Raw genomic sequence first — 15,028 nt, 5'->3', positions numbered from 1 at the left:
GCGCTGAAGCTTGCCCAGCCCAACGGTCAATCGCCGTTGGGCTTTCTTTGTTTTCGAGGATTTATCGTGCGTTCATTGTTCTGGCGCATCCTGGCCAGTTTCTGGCTGGCCATCGCCCTGGTTGCAGGGCTTTCGATCCTGATGGGCCATATGCTGAACCAGGACGCCTGGATCCTCAGCCGTCACCCTGGCCTCAATACCCTGCCCGAAGAGTGGACGCAAACCTACGAAAGCCAGGGCGAGGATGCCGCCCAGGACATCCTGCAGCAGCGCAAGCGCCAGTATCACATCGACGTCCAGGTGTTCAACGAAAGCGGCGACCCGGTGGTACGCGGCACCTTCCCCCATCGTGCCGCGGCCTTCGAGGCTCGGCAGAACAACGACGACCGACGCCTGCCCTGGCGGCGGCTGACCGACGAGTTCACCAGCGCCAAAAGTGGCGACACGTACCTGTTCATCTACCGCATTCCCCATCCCGAACTGGACGCCTGGCACCGCGGCAGTCTGCTCTGGCCCCTCAGTGCATTGGGTATCGCGCTGGTGGTGCTGACCCTGTTCAGCCTGCTGGTGACCCTCTCCATCACCCGCCCACTGAGTCGCCTGCGCGGTGCAGTGCACGATTTGGGACAGACCACGTACCAACAGAACAGCCTCGCCAAGCTCGCCAACCGTCGGGATGAGTTTGGCGTACTGGCCACCGACTTCAACCGCATGGGCGCGCGCCTGCAAAGCTTGATCGGGAGCCAACGGCAGCTATTGCGGGACGTGTCCCACGAGCTGCGCTCGCCCCTGGCCCGCCTGCGCATTGCCCTGGCATTGGCTGAACGGGCCAGCCCCGAGGAACGTGAAAAACTCTGGCCACGCCTGACCCGCGAATGCGATCGCCTGGAAGCGTTGATCAGCGAAATCCTGGTCCTGGCCCGGGTTGACGCCGACAATGCCAGCGCCGAAGACGTGGACCTCAACGGCCTGCTGGTCACTTTGCAAAAAGATGCACAGCTGGCTTCACCTGAACAAAACGTGCAACTGGACACGGAGCCGAACCTGGCCCTCAAGGGCTGGCCGACCATGATCGAGCGGGCCGTGGACAACCTGCTGCGCAACGCCCAGCGTTTCAATCCGGCCGGACAACCCATCGAAATGCGCGCGGCGCGCCAGGGCGACCGGATTCGGATCAGCGTGCGCGACCACGGGCCAGGCGTGGAGGCCGAACACTTGGGGCAATTGGGCGAGCCGTTCTATCGCGCCCCCGGCCAGACCGCCGCCGGCCATGGCCTGGGCCTGGCGATTGCGCGTCGTGCCGCCGAGCGCCATGGTGGTGCGCTGGTGTTGGGCAATCATCCTGACGGTGGGTTCGTCGCAACCCTGGAATTGCCGTTGGTGCCGGGGGCTGTTGTCCAGCCGTAATCTTCATCTAACTGGCAGGACCGGGCACATGATAGATCTGTGGCGAGGGGATTTATCCCCGCTGGGCTGCGAAGCGGCCCCTGAGCTGCCTGATAGGACGTGGGGACCGTCACATTTTTGGGGGCGCTGCGCGCGCCAACGGGGATAAATCCCCTCGCCACAATGGATCAAACTACGCCTCAAACCAAACGATAATTCCTCTTATTCAAACTGCCCCGCCCTGTTAGACTTTGCGCCCTCTTTTCACCTATCTCCAGGTCGCCCGATGCCGTCGTTGCCTCTTCGTTTATGTGCACTGTTCATGGCCCTGGGCCTGAGTGCCTGCGATGATGCCCCGCGTTTTAGTCAGGCCGAACCGGGTGAAGCCCGTTCCGGTGGCGCCGCGACGGTTCGCAAGAGCGATCAGAACGCCTTTTCCCTGCCCTCGGCCAACCTGCCGCCTTCGCGGCGCGTGGATTTCAGCGTCGGCAACAGTTTCTTCCGCAGCCCCTGGGTAATTGCCCCTTCGACCACCACCGCCCGGGATGGCCTCGGCCCCTTGTTCAACACCAACGCCTGCCAGAACTGCCACATCAAGGACGGTCGCGGTCATCCGCCAGCGCCGGATGCCGCCAGCGCGGTGTCGATGCTGGTGCGCCTGTCGATCCCCGACGCACCGCCCTACGCCAAGGTCATCGAACAACTGGGGGTCGTACCTGAACCGGTTTACGGCGGGCAGTTGCAGGACATGTCCGTCCCCGGTGTCGCTCCCGAAGGCAAAGTCCGGGTCGATTACAGCCCCGTCCCGGTGCGCTTCAAGGACGGCACCGTCGTGGAGCTGCGCAAGCCAAACCTGCAGATCACCCAATTGGCCTATGGGCCGATGCACCCGGACACGCGCTTTTCCGCCCGTGTCGCTCCGCCGATGATCGGCCTGGGGTTGCTGGAGGCGATCCCCGACGAAGCCATCCTGGCCAACGCCAAAGCCCAGGCGCGGGAAAACAACGGCATTGCCGGTCGTCCCAACCAAGTCTGGGACGATGCCCAACAGAAAACCGTACTTGGACGGTTTGGCTGGAAGGCCGGCCAACCCAACCTCAACCAACAGAACGTCCATGCGTTCTCCGGTGACATGGGCCTGACGACGAGCCTGCGGCCCTTCGACGATTGCACCGAGACCCAGGTCGATTGCAAGCGCGCCCCCAGTGGCAACGGCCCGGACGGCGAGCCGGAAGTCAGCGACAACATTCTGCGACTGGTGCTGTTCTACAGCCGCAACCTCGCCGTACCGGCCCGTCGCGACGTGAATTCTCCCCAGGTATTGGCGGGCAAGAATCTGTTTTTCCAGGCCGGTTGCCAGTCTTGCCACACCCCCAAATACACCACCGCCGCCAACGCCGCTGAACCGGAGCTTGCCAACCAGGTCATCCGCCCCTACAGCGACCTGCTGCTGCACGACATGGGCGAAGGCCTGGCGGACAACCGCAGCGAATTCAAGGCCGGCGGCCGTGACTGGCGCACCCCGCCGCTGTGGGGCATCGGCCTGACCGAAACCGTCAACGGCCACACCCAGTTCCTGCATGACGGTCGTGCCCGCAACCTGCTCGAAGCCGTGCTGTGGCATGGCGGCGAAGCACAAGCGGCGCAACACCAGGTTTTAGCGTTCAATGCCGAGCAACGCGCTGCGTTGCTGGCCTTTCTGAATTCCCTTTAAATGCCTTTTCCAGAAATGGGAGCCTGACATGTTCCGTCCCAAGCTGTTGTTCACCAGCCTCGCCGCCCTCGCCCTCGGTGCCTGCTCGCCCCAGGACCCGCAAGCGGTCACCTCGGCCGCTATCGCCAAGCAAGTGATCCTACCGACCTACAGCCGCTGGGTCGAGGCCGACCGGCAGTTGGCGACCAGCGCCCTGGCGTTCTGCCAAGGCAAGGAAAACCTGGACACCGCCCGCGCCGACTTCCTCAAGGCGCAAAAAGCCTGGGCCGAGTTGCAACCCCTGTTGATCGGCCCGCTGGCAGAAGGCAACCGTGCCTGGCAGGTGCAGTTCTGGCCGGACAAGAAAAACCTGGTGGGTCGCCAGGTCGAGCAACTGGTCAACAGCCAGCCACAGATCGACGCCGCCGGCCTGGCCAAGTCCAGCGTCGTGGTCCAGGGTCTTTCGGCCTATGAGTACCTGCTGTTCGACGCCAAGATCGACATGGCCGACAGTGCGCAGAAAGCCAAGTACTGCCCACTACTGACCGCCATCGGCGAACGCCAGAAACAACTGGCCGAAGAGATCCTGTCGGGCTGGAACGCCAACGACGGCATGCTCGCCCAGATGAGCAAGTTCCCCAACCAGCGCTATGCCGACTCCCACGAGGCCATCGCCGATCTGCTGCGGGTCCAGGTCACGGCCCTGGACACGCTGAAGAAAAAACTCGGCACGCCGATGGGCCGCCAGAGCAAGGGCGTACCTCAGCCATTCCAGGCCGATGCCTGGCGCAGCCAGTCGTCGTTGCAAGGGCTGGAAGCCAGCCTGAGCGCGGCCAGGACCGTCTGGGCCGGCGTGGACAACAAGGGCCTGCGCGGCCTGCTGCCAAGCGACCAGAAACCGTTGGCGGACAAGATCGACGCCGCCTACGATGCCTCCTTGAAACTGTTCGCCAGCAGCCAGCGCTCGTTGACCGAAATGCTCAACGACGATGCCGGGCGCCAGCAACTCAACGATTTGTACGACAGCCTCAACGTCGTCCATCGCCTGCACGAAGGCGAACTGGCCAAGGCGCTGGGCATTCAATTGGGCTTCAATGCCAACGACGGTGACTGATCATGTTTCGACGTCAGGTCCTGGCACTGGGCAGCTTGCTGCTCGGCGCCGTCACCCTGGGCGGCTGGACGCTGTTCAAGCAAAAGGACAAGCACCCACTCTTGCTTTCGGCACGGGACGATGGCGACGGCAAGCACTACGCCGTCGGCTATCGACTGGACGGAACCCGGGTGTTCGCCACCCGCGTCGGCCAACGCTGCCATGACATCATCCATCACCCGACGCAGCCGATTGCGCTGTTCGTCGCCCGTCGTCCAGGCACCGAAAGCTACTTGATCGACCTGCGCGACGGGGCGCTGCTGCAAACCATCGCCTCGTTGCCGAACCGGCATTTCTATGGCCACGCGGTCATCCATGACAGCGGCGAATGGCTGTACGCCACCGAGAACGACACCACCGACCCGGGACGCGGCCTGCTGGGCGTTTACCGTTTCGAAGGCGAGCGGCTGGTGCACAGCGGCGAGATGTCCACCCATGGCATCGGCCCTCACCAGGTGTCCTGGATGCCCGATGGCGAGACGCTGGTGGTGGCCAACGGCGGCATTCGCACCGAGGCCGAAAGCCGGGTCGAAATGAACCTCGACGCCATGGAACCAAGCCTGGTGCTGATGCAACGCGATGGCACCCTGCTGAGCAAGGAAACCCTGACCCAATCGATGAACAGCGTGCGCCACCTCGGCATCGCCAGTGACGGCACCATCGTCTCCGGCCAGCAGTTCATGGGCGCGGCCCACGAATCGTCGGAACTGGTGGCGATCAAGCGGCCAGGGCAGCCGTTCCAGGCATTCCCGGTGCCCGAAGAACAATTGCAGGCCATGGGGCACTACACCGCCAGCGTCGCTGTGCACAGCGACCTGCGCCTGGTGGCCGTGACCGCCCCGCGCGGCAACCGCTTCTTCATCTGGGACCTGGACAGTGGCGAAGTCCGCCTGGATGCACCCTTGCCGGACTGTGCCGGCGTGGGCGCGGTAGCCGACGGTTTTGTCGTGACGTCGGGCCAGGGACGTTGCCGCTATTACGATTGCCGTCAGACACAACTGGTTGCAAAACCCCTGGATCTACCGACAGGGCTCTGGGACAACCATTTACATCTGGCCTGAACAAGGAGCGAAGCGCCATCGGCGCCAAGCTCCCTGTTTTTTTTCGGAAAAGTCCCACGCACCACGGGCCCGTCAGCATCTGGAATAGCCCGCACACTCAGGGTAATGTGCCCGCCTATCTGTATTTTCTCTCAATTCTTTTCCAAGGAAGTGGAACATGCTGCGACGCCGCATGCTGATCATGTTGGGTGTTGTCCTGCTGGTAGTGCTGTTGCTCGCCGGCTACAAGGCCTTTTCCGTTTATCAGGAGATCCAGTCGTTCTCCGAGCCGAAACCTCCGATCAGCGTCGCCGTGGCCACGGCCACCCAGCAACCCTGGCAGGCGCGCCTGCCTACCGTGGGCAGTCTGAAGGCGCTGCAAGGGGTGGACCTGAGCCTGGAAATCGCCGGGACCGTGCAGAAAGTGCAGTTCCAGTCCGGGCAAAAGGTCAAGGCCGGTCAGCCGCTCCTGCAACTGGACAGCGAGGTCGAAAGCGCCCTGCTGGAAACCGCCGAGGCCGACCTGGGCCTGGCGCAAGTGGATTTCGGTCGCGGCCGCCAGCTGGTGGGCAGCCAGGCGATCTCCAAGGGCGAATTCGACCGGCTCTCGGCGCAACTGAAGAAAAACCAGGCCACGGTCAACCAGCTCAAGGCATCGCTGGCCAAGAAACACATCCTGGCGCCGTTCAGCGGCACCATCGGCATTCGCCAGGTGGATGTCGGCGACTACCTGGCCAGCGGCACGGTGATCGCCACCCTGCAAGACCTCAGCAGCCTGTACGTGGACTTCTACGTGCCCGAGCAAAGCGTGCCCCGGCTCGCTGTTGCCCAATCGGTCAACGTCAGCGTCTCGGCCTATCCCGGGCAGACCTTCGTCGGCACCATCAGCGCGATCAACCCCAAGGTCGAGGACAGCACCCGCAATGTCCTGGTGCGCGCCACCCTGGCCAACCCCGACGGCAAGCTGCTGCCCGGCATGTTCGCCAACCTGCAAGTGATCCTGCCGGACGTGGCCGCCGGCATCGTCGTGCCGGAAAGCGCCGTGACCTACACCCTCTACGGCAACTCCATGTACGTGGTGACGCAAAAGAAAGGCGCCGACGGCACCGTCGAGAAAGACGACAAGGGCCAGCCGGTCCTGATCGCCGAACGGCGTTTCGTTGAAACCGGCGAGCGACGCGACGGCCAGGTGCTGGTTTCCAAAGGCGTGCAGAGCGGCGAACAAGTCGTGATCGCCGGCCAGATCAAGCTCGATAACGGTACGCCGATCGCCATCAGCGACGACAAGACCCTGACCGAACAGAACAGCTCGCCACGCGCGGACTGATCAAGGACCCCCCCATGGCTTTTACCGATCCGTTCATCCGCCGCCCGGTGCTCGCCACCGTGGTCAGCCTGTTGATCGTACTGCTGGGCTTCCAGGCCTGGAGCAAGCTGCCCCTGCGCCAGTATCCACAAATGGAAAACGCCCTGATCACGGTGACCACCGCCTACCCCGGGGCCAACGCCGAGACCATCCAGGGCTACATCACCCAACCGATGCAGCAGAGCCTGGCCAGTGCCGAGGGCATCGACTACATGACCTCGGTCAGTCGCCAGAACTTCTCGGTGATTTCGGTCTATGCCCGCATCGGCTCCAACAGCGACCGGCTCTTTACCGAACTGCTGGCCAAGGCCAACGAGGTCAAGAACCAGTTGCCCCAGGATGCCGAGGACCCGGTCCTCAGCCGCGAGGCCGCCGATGCCTCGGCACTGATGTACATCAGCTTCTTCAGCAAGGAACTGAACAACCCGCAGATCACCGACTACCTGTCACGGGTGGTCCAGCCCAAGCTGGCGACACTGCCCGGCATGGCCGAGGCGGAGATCCTCGGCAACCAGGTCTTCGCCATGCGCCTGTGGCTGGACCCGGTCAAGCTCGCCGGCTTCGGCCTGACCGCCGCCGACGTGACCAATGCCGTGCGCCAGCACAACTTCCTCTCCGCCGCCGGTGAAGTGAAAGGCGAATACGTCGTCACCAGCATCAACGCCAACACCGAACTCAAGTCCGCCGAGGCCTTCGCCGCGATCCCGCTCAAGACCGACGGCGACAGCCGCGTGTTGCTGCGGGACGTGGCCCGCGTGGAAATGGGCGCCGAGAACTACGACACCATCAGCTCCTTTGGTGGCACGCCTTCGGTGTACATCGGGATCAAGGCCACGCCGGGCGCGAACCCGCTGGATGTGATCAAGGAAGTGCGCAAGATCATGCCGGAGATGGAGGCGCAACTGCCGACCAACCTCAAGGCCGAGATCGCCTACGACGCCACGCTGTTCATCCAGGCTTCCCTCGACGAGGTGGTGAAGACCCTGTTCGAGGCGGTGTTGATCGTCATCGTCGTGGTGTTCCTGTTCCTCGGCGCCCTGCGTTCGGTGATCATCCCGGTGGTGACCATCCCGCTGTCGATGATCGGCGTGATGTTTTTCATGCAGTTGATGGGCTACTCCATGAACCTGCTGACGCTGCTGGCCATGGTGCTCGCCATCGGCCTGGTGGTGGATGACGCCATTGTGGTGGTGGAGAACATTCACCGGCACATCGAGGAAGGCAAGACCCCGTTCGACGCCGCGATAGAAGGTGCCCGGGAAATCGCCATGCCGGTGGTCTCGATGACCATCACCCTGGCGGCGGTGTATGCACCGATCGGCCTGCTCGAGGGCCTGACGGGCGCCTTGTTCAAGGAGTTCGCCTTGACCCTGGCCGGGGCAGTGGTGATCTCCGGGATCGTCGCCCTGACCCTATCGCCCATGATGTGCGCCCTGCTCCTGCGCCACGATGAGAACCCCTCGGGGCTGGCCCATCGGCTGGACATGCTCTTCGAACGCTTGAAGAGCCGCTACCAGCGCATGCTCCATGGCACGCTCAACACCCGGCCGGTGGTGCTGGTGTTCGCGGTGATCGTGCTGCTGCTGATCCCGGTACTGGTCATGTTCAGCAAGTCCGAGCTGGCCCCCGACGAGGACCAGGGCATCATCTTCATGATGGCCAACGCCCCGCAGCCCACCAACCTCGACTACCTGAACACCTATACCGATCACTTCATTACCATTTTCAAGGAGTTCCCGGAGTACTACTCCTCCTTCCAGATCAATGGCTATAACGGTGTGCAGTCCGGCATCGGCGGCTTCCTGCTCAAGCCCTGGAACGAACGCGACCGCACCCAGATGGAAATCCTGCCCGAGGTGCAGGCCAAGCTGGAAAGCGTGCCAGGCTTGCAGATCTTCGGCTTCAACCTGCCCTCGCTGCCGGGCACCGGCGAAGGCTTGCCGTTCGCGTTCGTCATCAACTCCCCGAAGGACTACGCAACGCTGCTGGAGGTTGCCGACCGGGTCAAAAAGCGCGCATTGGAATCCGGCAAGTTCGCCTTCATGGACATCGACCTTGCGTTCGACAAGCCAGAAGTCGTGGTGGATATCGATCGCGCCAAGGCCGCCCAGATGGGCGTTTCCATGCAGGACCTGGGCGGCACCCTGGCGACGCTGCTGGGGGAATCGGAGATCAATCGCTTCACCCTCGAAGGCCGCAGCTACAAGGTCATCGCCCAGGTCGAACGGCCGTTCCGGGACAACCCGGACTGGCTGAACAATTACTACGTGAAAAATGCCAAGGGTGAATCGCTACCGCTATCGACCCTGATCAAGGTCAGCGACCGGGCGCGACCGCGGCAACTGAACCAGTTCCAGCAGCTCAATGCGGTGACGATTTCAGGCTTTCCCATCGTGAGCATGGGCGAGGCCATCGAGACCGTCCGCCAGATCGCCCGGGAGGAAGCGCCGGTGGGGTTCGCCTTCGATTACGCCGGGGCTTCACGCCAATTCGTACAGGAGGGCAGCGCGTTGTGGGTGACCTTTGCCCTGGCCCTGGCGATTATCTTCCTGGTGCTGGCCGCGCAGTTCGAAAGCTTCCGGGATCCGCTGGTGATCCTGGTGACCGTGCCGTTGTCCATTTGCGGAGCCCTGATTCCGCTGTTCCTCGGCTGGTCCAGCATGAACATCTACACCCAGGTGGGCCTGGTGACGTTGATCGGCCTGATCAGCAAGCACGGGATCCTGATTGTCGAGTTCGCCAACCAGTTGCGCAGGGAACAGAACCTGTCGCCGCGCGAAGCCGTGGAACAAGCCGCGTCGATTCGTCTGCGACCGGTGCTGATGACCACTGCGGCGATGGTGTTTGGCATGGTGCCGCTCATCTTCGCCACCGGCGCCGGGGCAGTGAGCCGCTTCGACATCGGCACGGTGATCGCCACGGGCATGTCGATTGGCACCTTGTTCACCCTGTTTGTGCTGCCCTGCGTCTACACATTGCTGGCCAGGCCCGATAAACCCTGAAGGCGGCCAGAAGGGAACCGGATGGCTTTTGTGGCGAGGGAGCTTGCTCCCTCGCCACAGGTTTTAGTGCTCGACTGGAGATTGCGGCAGGAAAAAAAAGGCCTCGCACAGGCGAGGCCTTTTTGGCTTCGTGATGTTCAACTCTGAGGCCTCATGCCTTGGGACAGGCTGAACATGAACAGCAGCAGATCATCGTCCGGTCGGATCGCTTCGCTCGCCTTTGCCACACGCGGCAGGGGACAATGCGCACCCGTACTGGAGGCACTGAGGATCTGCGAACGAGGCTGTTCCCATACAGCCACCGCCATCGACGTAACTGCCAGGGCTCCGACTAAAAACAAACCTCTAGCAATTTCTAGTTTCATGGCTATAAACCTTTGATAGCGCTGCCAAACGCCGCCTCATAAAAGTAGACGAGTTTTTTCCAATCGGCATCGCGGAATGACGAATGGCGCCGCAGTTGCTTCAGGTCATGGGAGGCCGCACGCCGGGCCGTCAGGCGCTGGCGACATTTCTCCAGATCCAGCAGGGCCACTTCGGCCTTGGCCGCTTCGCCCTCTCCTGTCACCCGCACAAAAACATGCTTGATGTAGAGGCAGCCATGCTGCCAACGGCCCTTGTGCATGCGGGCCAGGTTCTCAGCCAGGGCCTGGAGGATTTGATCATGCACCGCTTCGCCATGGCGCTCACGTCCGCCGCCGGCATACCAATGCTCGATCTCCTCGAAGCCATCCAGCGCATGGGTCACTAACAGCGCACGCCACTTGTGGACGGGGTCACGCTGGGCACCACAAAAGATCAGCTCTGGCACGCGGACATTCAACTGGGTCAACGCCAGCAGCGCGTCTTGCTCACGCAGTACGGTCGGTCGACCGAGCGGATGCAACCAACTGCGATAAATGTGCCCCGTTTGACGCTTGGCATACATCAGGTCGCCATCGATGCTGTTGATCCGCTGCACGCCGCTTTCACCGCCACGTCGCACGTTGGGTTCTTCCACCCACTCACCTTGCTGGTTCCAAAAATGTTCGAAGCTGTTGCGGGAAATGCCAGTTGTCTCTACTGCCTGCACAACCATGCTGTTACCTCTTGCGTAATACATAAACTCGCCACATGGCATAGAGCGGTAGGAAATCCAGCCGTTCCTGAATGCGAAACCCAGCCTGTCGAAACTCTTCCTCTACTGTATCTGTCGGTAACACAAATCGATTCTGGTAGTCTTTCTGCCCACGGGTGCGCTCCAGACGCTTGCGTTTCCAGGCCTTGAAATTGCCATCGACCCACAATGAAACGATCACGCTGTCACGGCTGACACGCTCGAATTCCTTCAGAATCGCCAGTCGGTGCGAGGGTTCACCGATGTGATGCAACAAACGCATACAAAAAATACTGTCGACGGCGTTATCAGGCAAGGCGATGTCGAACGCAGAAGTGTGCAAGGGCCGTACCCGTTTCACCACGTCGGTCGGTTGGGCCTCCAATGCAGTACTGAGCATGGCCTCGGAATTGTCGGCGCCGATGATGACTCGGTTGGGTTTTTCGGCCAACAGAGACCAGAAGCGCCCGGCACCGCAGGGCAGGTCCAGGACCAGGCCGGGGTCTCCGACCAGGGCCAATGCACGCCGGGCCAGTTGTTGGTCTCGCTGGTTGGAAAGACGGCGACTCAAGCCACGGCGATGCTTATGAAAATATTCCCTGGCGTGCTGCTCATCGTATTTTTCAGAAAATTCCAGCTTGATAGGTTTGGACATTAGGCGGGCCTCGATGACTGATCGGCCCACCTTATGAATCGGAATGTCATGCCTTTGTGAAAATAAAGTCAGGTAAACGCTCCAATGTTTACAAGACTTTTCGGCATAGAGGTTTAGCCCTTTGGATTCAATTCCACCTCGAAATGGCAACCATTGGGCTCCATCGTACTGAGGCTGACTGTCCAGCCCTGGTTCTCGCAAATGCGCTGCACCAGGGACAAGCCCAATCCCAAGCCCTCGCCGCGTTTTTCGTTACCGCGCACAAACGGCTCGAACATCGCCTCGCGCTTCTCCTCCGGGATCCCCACGCCGCTGTCCTCGACCACGAATCCGGTGGTGGTCAGCGAAAGGCGGATGTATCCCTGGTCGGTGTAGTGCAGGGCGTTACGCAACAGATTGCCCATCACGGCCGTCAGGAACGTGGCGTTATACAGAGTGTCGACGGTTTGCCCAGGTTCGAAGATCAACGTCAGGCCTTTGGATTCGATGGGGGCACGCCACACGCCAAGGAGGTTCTCGGCCACCTGCCCCAGGGTCAGCCGAGGCGACATGCCGTTGTCTTCACGCTCGGCCCTGGCGAGCATCAGGAAGGTCTGCACCAGCTCGCGCATCTCTTCACTGGCCCGATTGATGCGCTCGACCTGGGTACGACCGCGCGGGTCCAGCGCCGGGTTTTCCAACAGCAACTCACACGAGGTCGCCAGGACCATCAACGGTGTGCGCAACTCGTGGCTCACGTCGCTGGTAAACAACCGCTCGCGGGTCAAGGCCTGGCGCAAACGCCCCAGTGTGGCGTCGAACGCCACCGCCAGTTCACCCACCTCATCGGCGGCATAATCCGGGGCCAGCGGCGGCGCGAGCCCCAGGAGCTGATCGCGATGACGCACTTGCCGGGCCAGGCGGACCACGGGCGCCATCACCCGACGTGCCAGGACCCAGCCCAGAAATACCGCCAGCGCCAGGCTGAGCACGAAGCCCACCAGCACTACGGCAAACAGCACCCGTTCGCGCTCTTCGAAGTCGCTCTGGTCTTGCAGCAACACATAGTGTCGGCCGTCAACGATCTCGACCATGGCGTGATAGGACAACTGCTCGCGAAACACCTCGTGGAAACCGCGCTCCAGATGGCGCAGATCCTTGGGCAACTCGAAGTCCCCCGGGCCGCCGCTGAAATAAAACAACTGGTCGGGTTCCGGCCGATGGTTCCAGTCCGAGACACTGTCCATCAATAGCAGGCGTTGCAAATCACCGCCAAGCCCGGCGGAAATCAGTTTCTCTTCGACCAAATGGACCGTCGCCACGATGCCCATGGCGAAAGCGCCTGCCACCAATGCGCTCATCAGCGCAAAGGCGATGATGATCCGTTGGGCGAGGCTCTGCTTAAACTCCATCGCGGCCCTCGGCCAGGCGATAGCCGACGCCGTGCACGGTGTGCAACAACGGCTTGTCGAACGGTTTGTCGATCACCTGGCGCAGTTGATGGACATGGCTGCGCAAGCTGTCGCTGTCCGGGCAATCATCGCCCCACAACGCTTCCTCGAGGATTTCGCGGCGCAGCACATGGGGACTTTTCTGCATCAATACCGCCAGCAGCTTGAGGCCCACGGGGTTGAGCTTGAGCAGCTTGCCTTCGCGCGTCACTTCGAGGGTATCGAGGTCGTAGCTCAGGTCGCCGACCTGCAAGGCACGCCGGCCACCGCCCTGGGCTCGACGCATGACGGCTTCGATCCGCGCCGCCAGTTCCGACAAGGCGAACGGTTTGATCAGGTAGTCATCGGCGCCGGACTTGAAGCCCTGCAAGCGATCATCCAACTGATCCCGGGCGGTGAGCATGATCACCGGCGTATCGCGTCGGGCGTCTTCGCGCAGGCGCTTGCACAAGGTGTAGCCGTCGATGCCTGGCAGCATGATATCGAGCACGATCAGGTCGTAGTGTTCGGTCGCCGCCAGGTGCAACCCCGACAAACCGTCCTGGGCACAATCGACGGTGTAGCCCTTGAGCCCCAGGTAATCGGCCAGGTTGGCCAGGATGTCGCGGTTGTCTTCGACCAATAGAATTCGCATGGGCACCTCTGCGTACACAGTTAACGGCTGGCTTGGCCCGCGCAGCTTACGGCCAAGCGTGGCCCACGGCTAGGGTTGTATCCGCCGTAGCAGTGAAGGTTCCCCTGTGGGAGCGAGCTTGCTCGCGAATGCGGTGGATCAGCCGCCATCCATGTTGAATGTAGCGACGCTTTCGCGAGCAAGCTCGCTCCCACAAAGGCCAAGTGCACCCAGGAACAGGGCTGCACGGTCATTGACGAGTTTTTCACCCAACATTCACACCGCCCCAACGCGACGCAGGCCAGACTGCGCAACGCGCTGCTTAAGAAAACTCCCATCAAAGGTATTGCCATGGTCTCCACCGCCATCCGCCCCGCTTCCAGACCGCTGAATTTCCGGGTTGCCTTGGGCCTGCCTGCCATTGTCGCAGCCATTCTGGTGCTGCTGGAACTGACCACCCTGGACATGGACGTGGCCAAGCTGTTTTACGACCCGATGGCGGGTGGTTTTATCGGTCGGCACAGTTTTTTTCTGGAGGACATCCTGCACGATCGAGCCAAGGAGGTGGTGATCGCGTTCTCCGTGCTGGCGATCCTCGGGTTCATCGGTACGTTTTTCATCGCCCGGCTCAAACCGTTCAAACGGGAACTGGGTTGCCTGGTGCTGTCCCTGGCGCTGGCGACGTCCTTCGTCACACCGATCAAAGCGGTGACGGCGGTGCAATGCCCCTGGAGCCTGAAGGAGTTCGGCGGCCAGGAAACCTACAGTGAGCTGCTCAGCCCACGCCCGGCCACCGACAAACCCGGTCGATGCTGGCCTGGCGGTCACGCCGCCACCGGGTTCACATTGTTTGCGCTGTTCTTCGTCCTGCGCGACCGCCGCCCGCGCCTGGCCCGCCGGGCCTTGGTATTCGCCTTTACGTTGGGCACGGTGTTTTCCCTGGGGCGGATGATGCAAGGGGCGCACTTCTTTTCCCATAACGTGTGGACGGCGGTGTTCTGTTGGCTGATTTGCCTGGGGTGTTACTACTACATCCTGTACCGACCAGCCGCCACGGCTGAGCGTGTCGCTGTCACCCGTCCCGCCAATGCCTGAACTGAACCGCATCCCAATGTGGGAGCGAGCTTGCTCGCGATAGCGGGGGTCAGTGCCGGATATATGAACTGACACACTGCTATCGCGAGCAAGCTCGCTCCCACAGGGAGATTGGCACCGCGTCATGAATCCAAGGCAATCGGCATAGGAGACGGCCTTCATAGGCCGTTCCCCTGCCACACCACCCGGCATGCGGGTCCGCACCGGGCGGTTCGAGAGATTGAGGTCAGGAGAGACGCGGTAAACCCGTTCTGTCGAACCACGCTATATCGAGCACTCGGTTGAGTTCAAGAGCGCTATTGCGCCACCAGCAGCGAGAGCTTCCCGCCACTTTGCGAGCAGTAGCCTCACTTGCACCCAACCTGCGTAGCTCTCGATAGATCGTTGAACTACGCCGCCATTGCTTGAGCTGGATTGCTCGTAGTCGGTGTCGTATCCATTCATCTAACTCTCGCCAGATTCTGGGAGTTTGCGACAAGCCGAAATATCCCTTCCAGCC

The 15,028-nt window shown here is 61.8% G+C and carries 13 protein-coding genes; 7 read left to right on the top strand and 6 right to left on the bottom strand.

Annotation, left to right across the window (positions count from 1 at the left end):
- Positions 1-66 precede the first annotated feature (66 nt).
- The 6 genes from BLP82_RS26650 (at position 67) to BLP82_RS26625 (ending at position 9,640) form a co-directional block, all read left to right on the top strand.
- Entirely contained in the window at positions 67-1,407 is a 1,341-nt protein-coding gene (locus BLP82_RS26650; RefSeq protein ID WP_092175424.1) for a sensor histidine kinase, read from the top strand.
- Positions 1,408-1,672: 265 nt separating this feature from the next.
- Complete coding sequence (locus BLP82_RS26645; protein ID WP_092175421.1) at positions 1,673-3,100, top strand: di-heme oxidoreductase family protein; 1,428 nt, start codon at positions 1,673-1,675, stop codon at positions 3,098-3,100.
- Positions 3,101-3,128: 28 nt separating this feature from the next.
- On the top strand, positions 3,129-4,193 hold the full coding sequence (locus BLP82_RS26640; RefSeq protein WP_072408663.1) for an imelysin family protein: 1,065 nt from the start codon (positions 3,129-3,131) through the stop codon (positions 4,191-4,193).
- A 2-nt stretch (positions 4,194-4,195) separates the two neighbouring features.
- On the top strand, positions 4,196-5,293 hold the full coding sequence (locus BLP82_RS26635) for a DUF1513 domain-containing protein (RefSeq protein ID WP_092175418.1): 1,098 nt from the start codon (positions 4,196-4,198) through the stop codon (positions 5,291-5,293).
- A gap of 157 nt (positions 5,294-5,450) precedes the next feature.
- Entirely contained in the window at positions 5,451-6,599 is a 1,149-nt protein-coding gene (locus BLP82_RS26630; RefSeq protein WP_092175415.1) for an efflux RND transporter periplasmic adaptor subunit, read from the top strand.
- 14 nt (positions 6,600-6,613) lie between these two features.
- A complete protein-coding gene (locus BLP82_RS26625; RefSeq protein WP_092175412.1) occupies positions 6,614-9,640 on the top strand; it encodes a multidrug efflux RND transporter permease subunit in 3,027 nt (1,008 codons plus the stop codon).
- A 137-nt stretch (positions 9,641-9,777) separates the two neighbouring features.
- On the opposite strand, the gene BLP82_RS26620 is transcribed toward BLP82_RS26625, so the two are convergent.
- The 5 genes from BLP82_RS26620 to colR all read right to left on the bottom strand — a co-directional run bounded on the left by BLP82_RS26620 (position 9,778) and on the right by colR (position 13,455).
- Positions 9,778-10,005, bottom strand: a complete 228-nt coding sequence (locus BLP82_RS26620) for a hypothetical protein (protein WP_092175409.1) — start codon at positions 10,003-10,005, stop codon at positions 9,778-9,780.
- 2 nt (positions 10,006-10,007) lie between these two features.
- On the bottom strand, positions 10,008-10,718 hold the full coding sequence (locus BLP82_RS26615; RefSeq protein WP_092175405.1) for a lipopolysaccharide kinase InaA family protein: 711 nt from the start codon (positions 10,716-10,718) through the stop codon (positions 10,008-10,010).
- 4 nt (positions 10,719-10,722) lie between these two features.
- Entirely contained in the window at positions 10,723-11,391 is a 669-nt protein-coding gene (locus tag BLP82_RS26610) for a class I SAM-dependent methyltransferase (protein ID WP_092175401.1), read from the bottom strand.
- A gap of 113 nt (positions 11,392-11,504) precedes the next feature.
- Positions 11,505-12,782: a sensor histidine kinase gene (locus BLP82_RS26605; RefSeq protein WP_092175397.1), complete on the bottom strand. Its 1,278-nt coding sequence runs from the start codon at positions 12,780-12,782 to the stop codon at positions 11,505-11,507.
- Positions 12,772-13,455 (bottom strand): two-component system response regulator ColR, encoded by a 684-nt coding sequence (gene colR, locus BLP82_RS26600; RefSeq protein WP_025215158.1) that lies wholly within the window; start codon positions 13,453-13,455, stop codon positions 12,772-12,774. Before colR ends, BLP82_RS26605 begins: the two co-directional genes overlap by 11 nt.
- A 330-nt stretch (positions 13,456-13,785) precedes the next feature.
- Here colR and BLP82_RS26595 point away from each other — a divergent pair, with 330 nt between their 5' ends.
- A complete protein-coding gene (locus BLP82_RS26595) occupies positions 13,786-14,529 on the top strand; it encodes a phosphatase PAP2 family protein (protein WP_092175394.1) in 744 nt (247 codons plus the stop codon).
- 226 nt (positions 14,530-14,755) lie between these two features.
- Here BLP82_RS26595 and BLP82_RS26590 read toward each other — a convergent pair.
- On the bottom strand, positions 14,756-15,028 hold a 273-nt coding region (locus tag BLP82_RS26590), incomplete at its 5' end, for a group II intron maturase-specific domain-containing protein (protein WP_305883183.1).

Source organism: Pseudomonas sp. NFACC37-1 (genome assembly GCF_900101575.1).
In the GTDB taxonomy this organism is placed as follows: domain Bacteria; phylum Pseudomonadota; class Gammaproteobacteria; order Pseudomonadales; family Pseudomonadaceae; genus Aquipseudomonas; species Aquipseudomonas fluorescens_AA.
This window is presented reverse-complemented; position numbering and strand designations above follow the sequence as displayed.

What these genes read in the sequence shown, in the direction of transcription:
- BLP82_RS26595 (WP_092175394.1), top strand. Translation starts at nt 13,786, where the DNA reads ATGGTCTCCACCGCCATCCGCCCCGCTTCCAGACCGCTGAATTTCCGG.
- BLP82_RS26610 (WP_092175401.1), bottom strand. Translation starts at nt 11,391, where the DNA reads ATGTCCAAACCTATCAAGCTGGAATTTTCTGAAAAATACGATGAGCAG.
- BLP82_RS26620 (WP_092175409.1), bottom strand. Translation starts at nt 10,005, where the DNA reads ATGAAACTAGAAATTGCTAGAGGTTTGTTTTTAGTCGGAGCCCTGGCA.
- BLP82_RS26640 (WP_072408663.1), top strand. Translation starts at nt 3,129, where the DNA reads ATGTTCCGTCCCAAGCTGTTGTTCACCAGCCTCGCCGCCCTCGCCCTC.
- BLP82_RS26615 (WP_092175405.1), bottom strand. Translation starts at nt 10,718, where the DNA reads ATGGTTGTGCAGGCAGTAGAGACAACTGGCATTTCCCGCAACAGCTTC.
- BLP82_RS26625 (WP_092175412.1), top strand. Translation starts at nt 6,614, where the DNA reads ATGGCTTTTACCGATCCGTTCATCCGCCGCCCGGTGCTCGCCACCGTG.
- colR (WP_025215158.1), bottom strand. Translation starts at nt 13,455, where the DNA reads ATGCGAATTCTATTGGTCGAAGACAACCGCGACATCCTGGCCAACCTG.
- BLP82_RS26645 (WP_092175421.1), top strand. Translation starts at nt 1,673, where the DNA reads ATGCCGTCGTTGCCTCTTCGTTTATGTGCACTGTTCATGGCCCTGGGC.
- BLP82_RS26630 (WP_092175415.1), top strand. Translation starts at nt 5,451, where the DNA reads ATGCTGCGACGCCGCATGCTGATCATGTTGGGTGTTGTCCTGCTGGTA.
- BLP82_RS26605 (WP_092175397.1), bottom strand. Translation starts at nt 12,782, where the DNA reads ATGGAGTTTAAGCAGAGCCTCGCCCAACGGATCATCATCGCCTTTGCG.
- BLP82_RS26635 (WP_092175418.1), top strand. Translation starts at nt 4,196, where the DNA reads ATGTTTCGACGTCAGGTCCTGGCACTGGGCAGCTTGCTGCTCGGCGCC.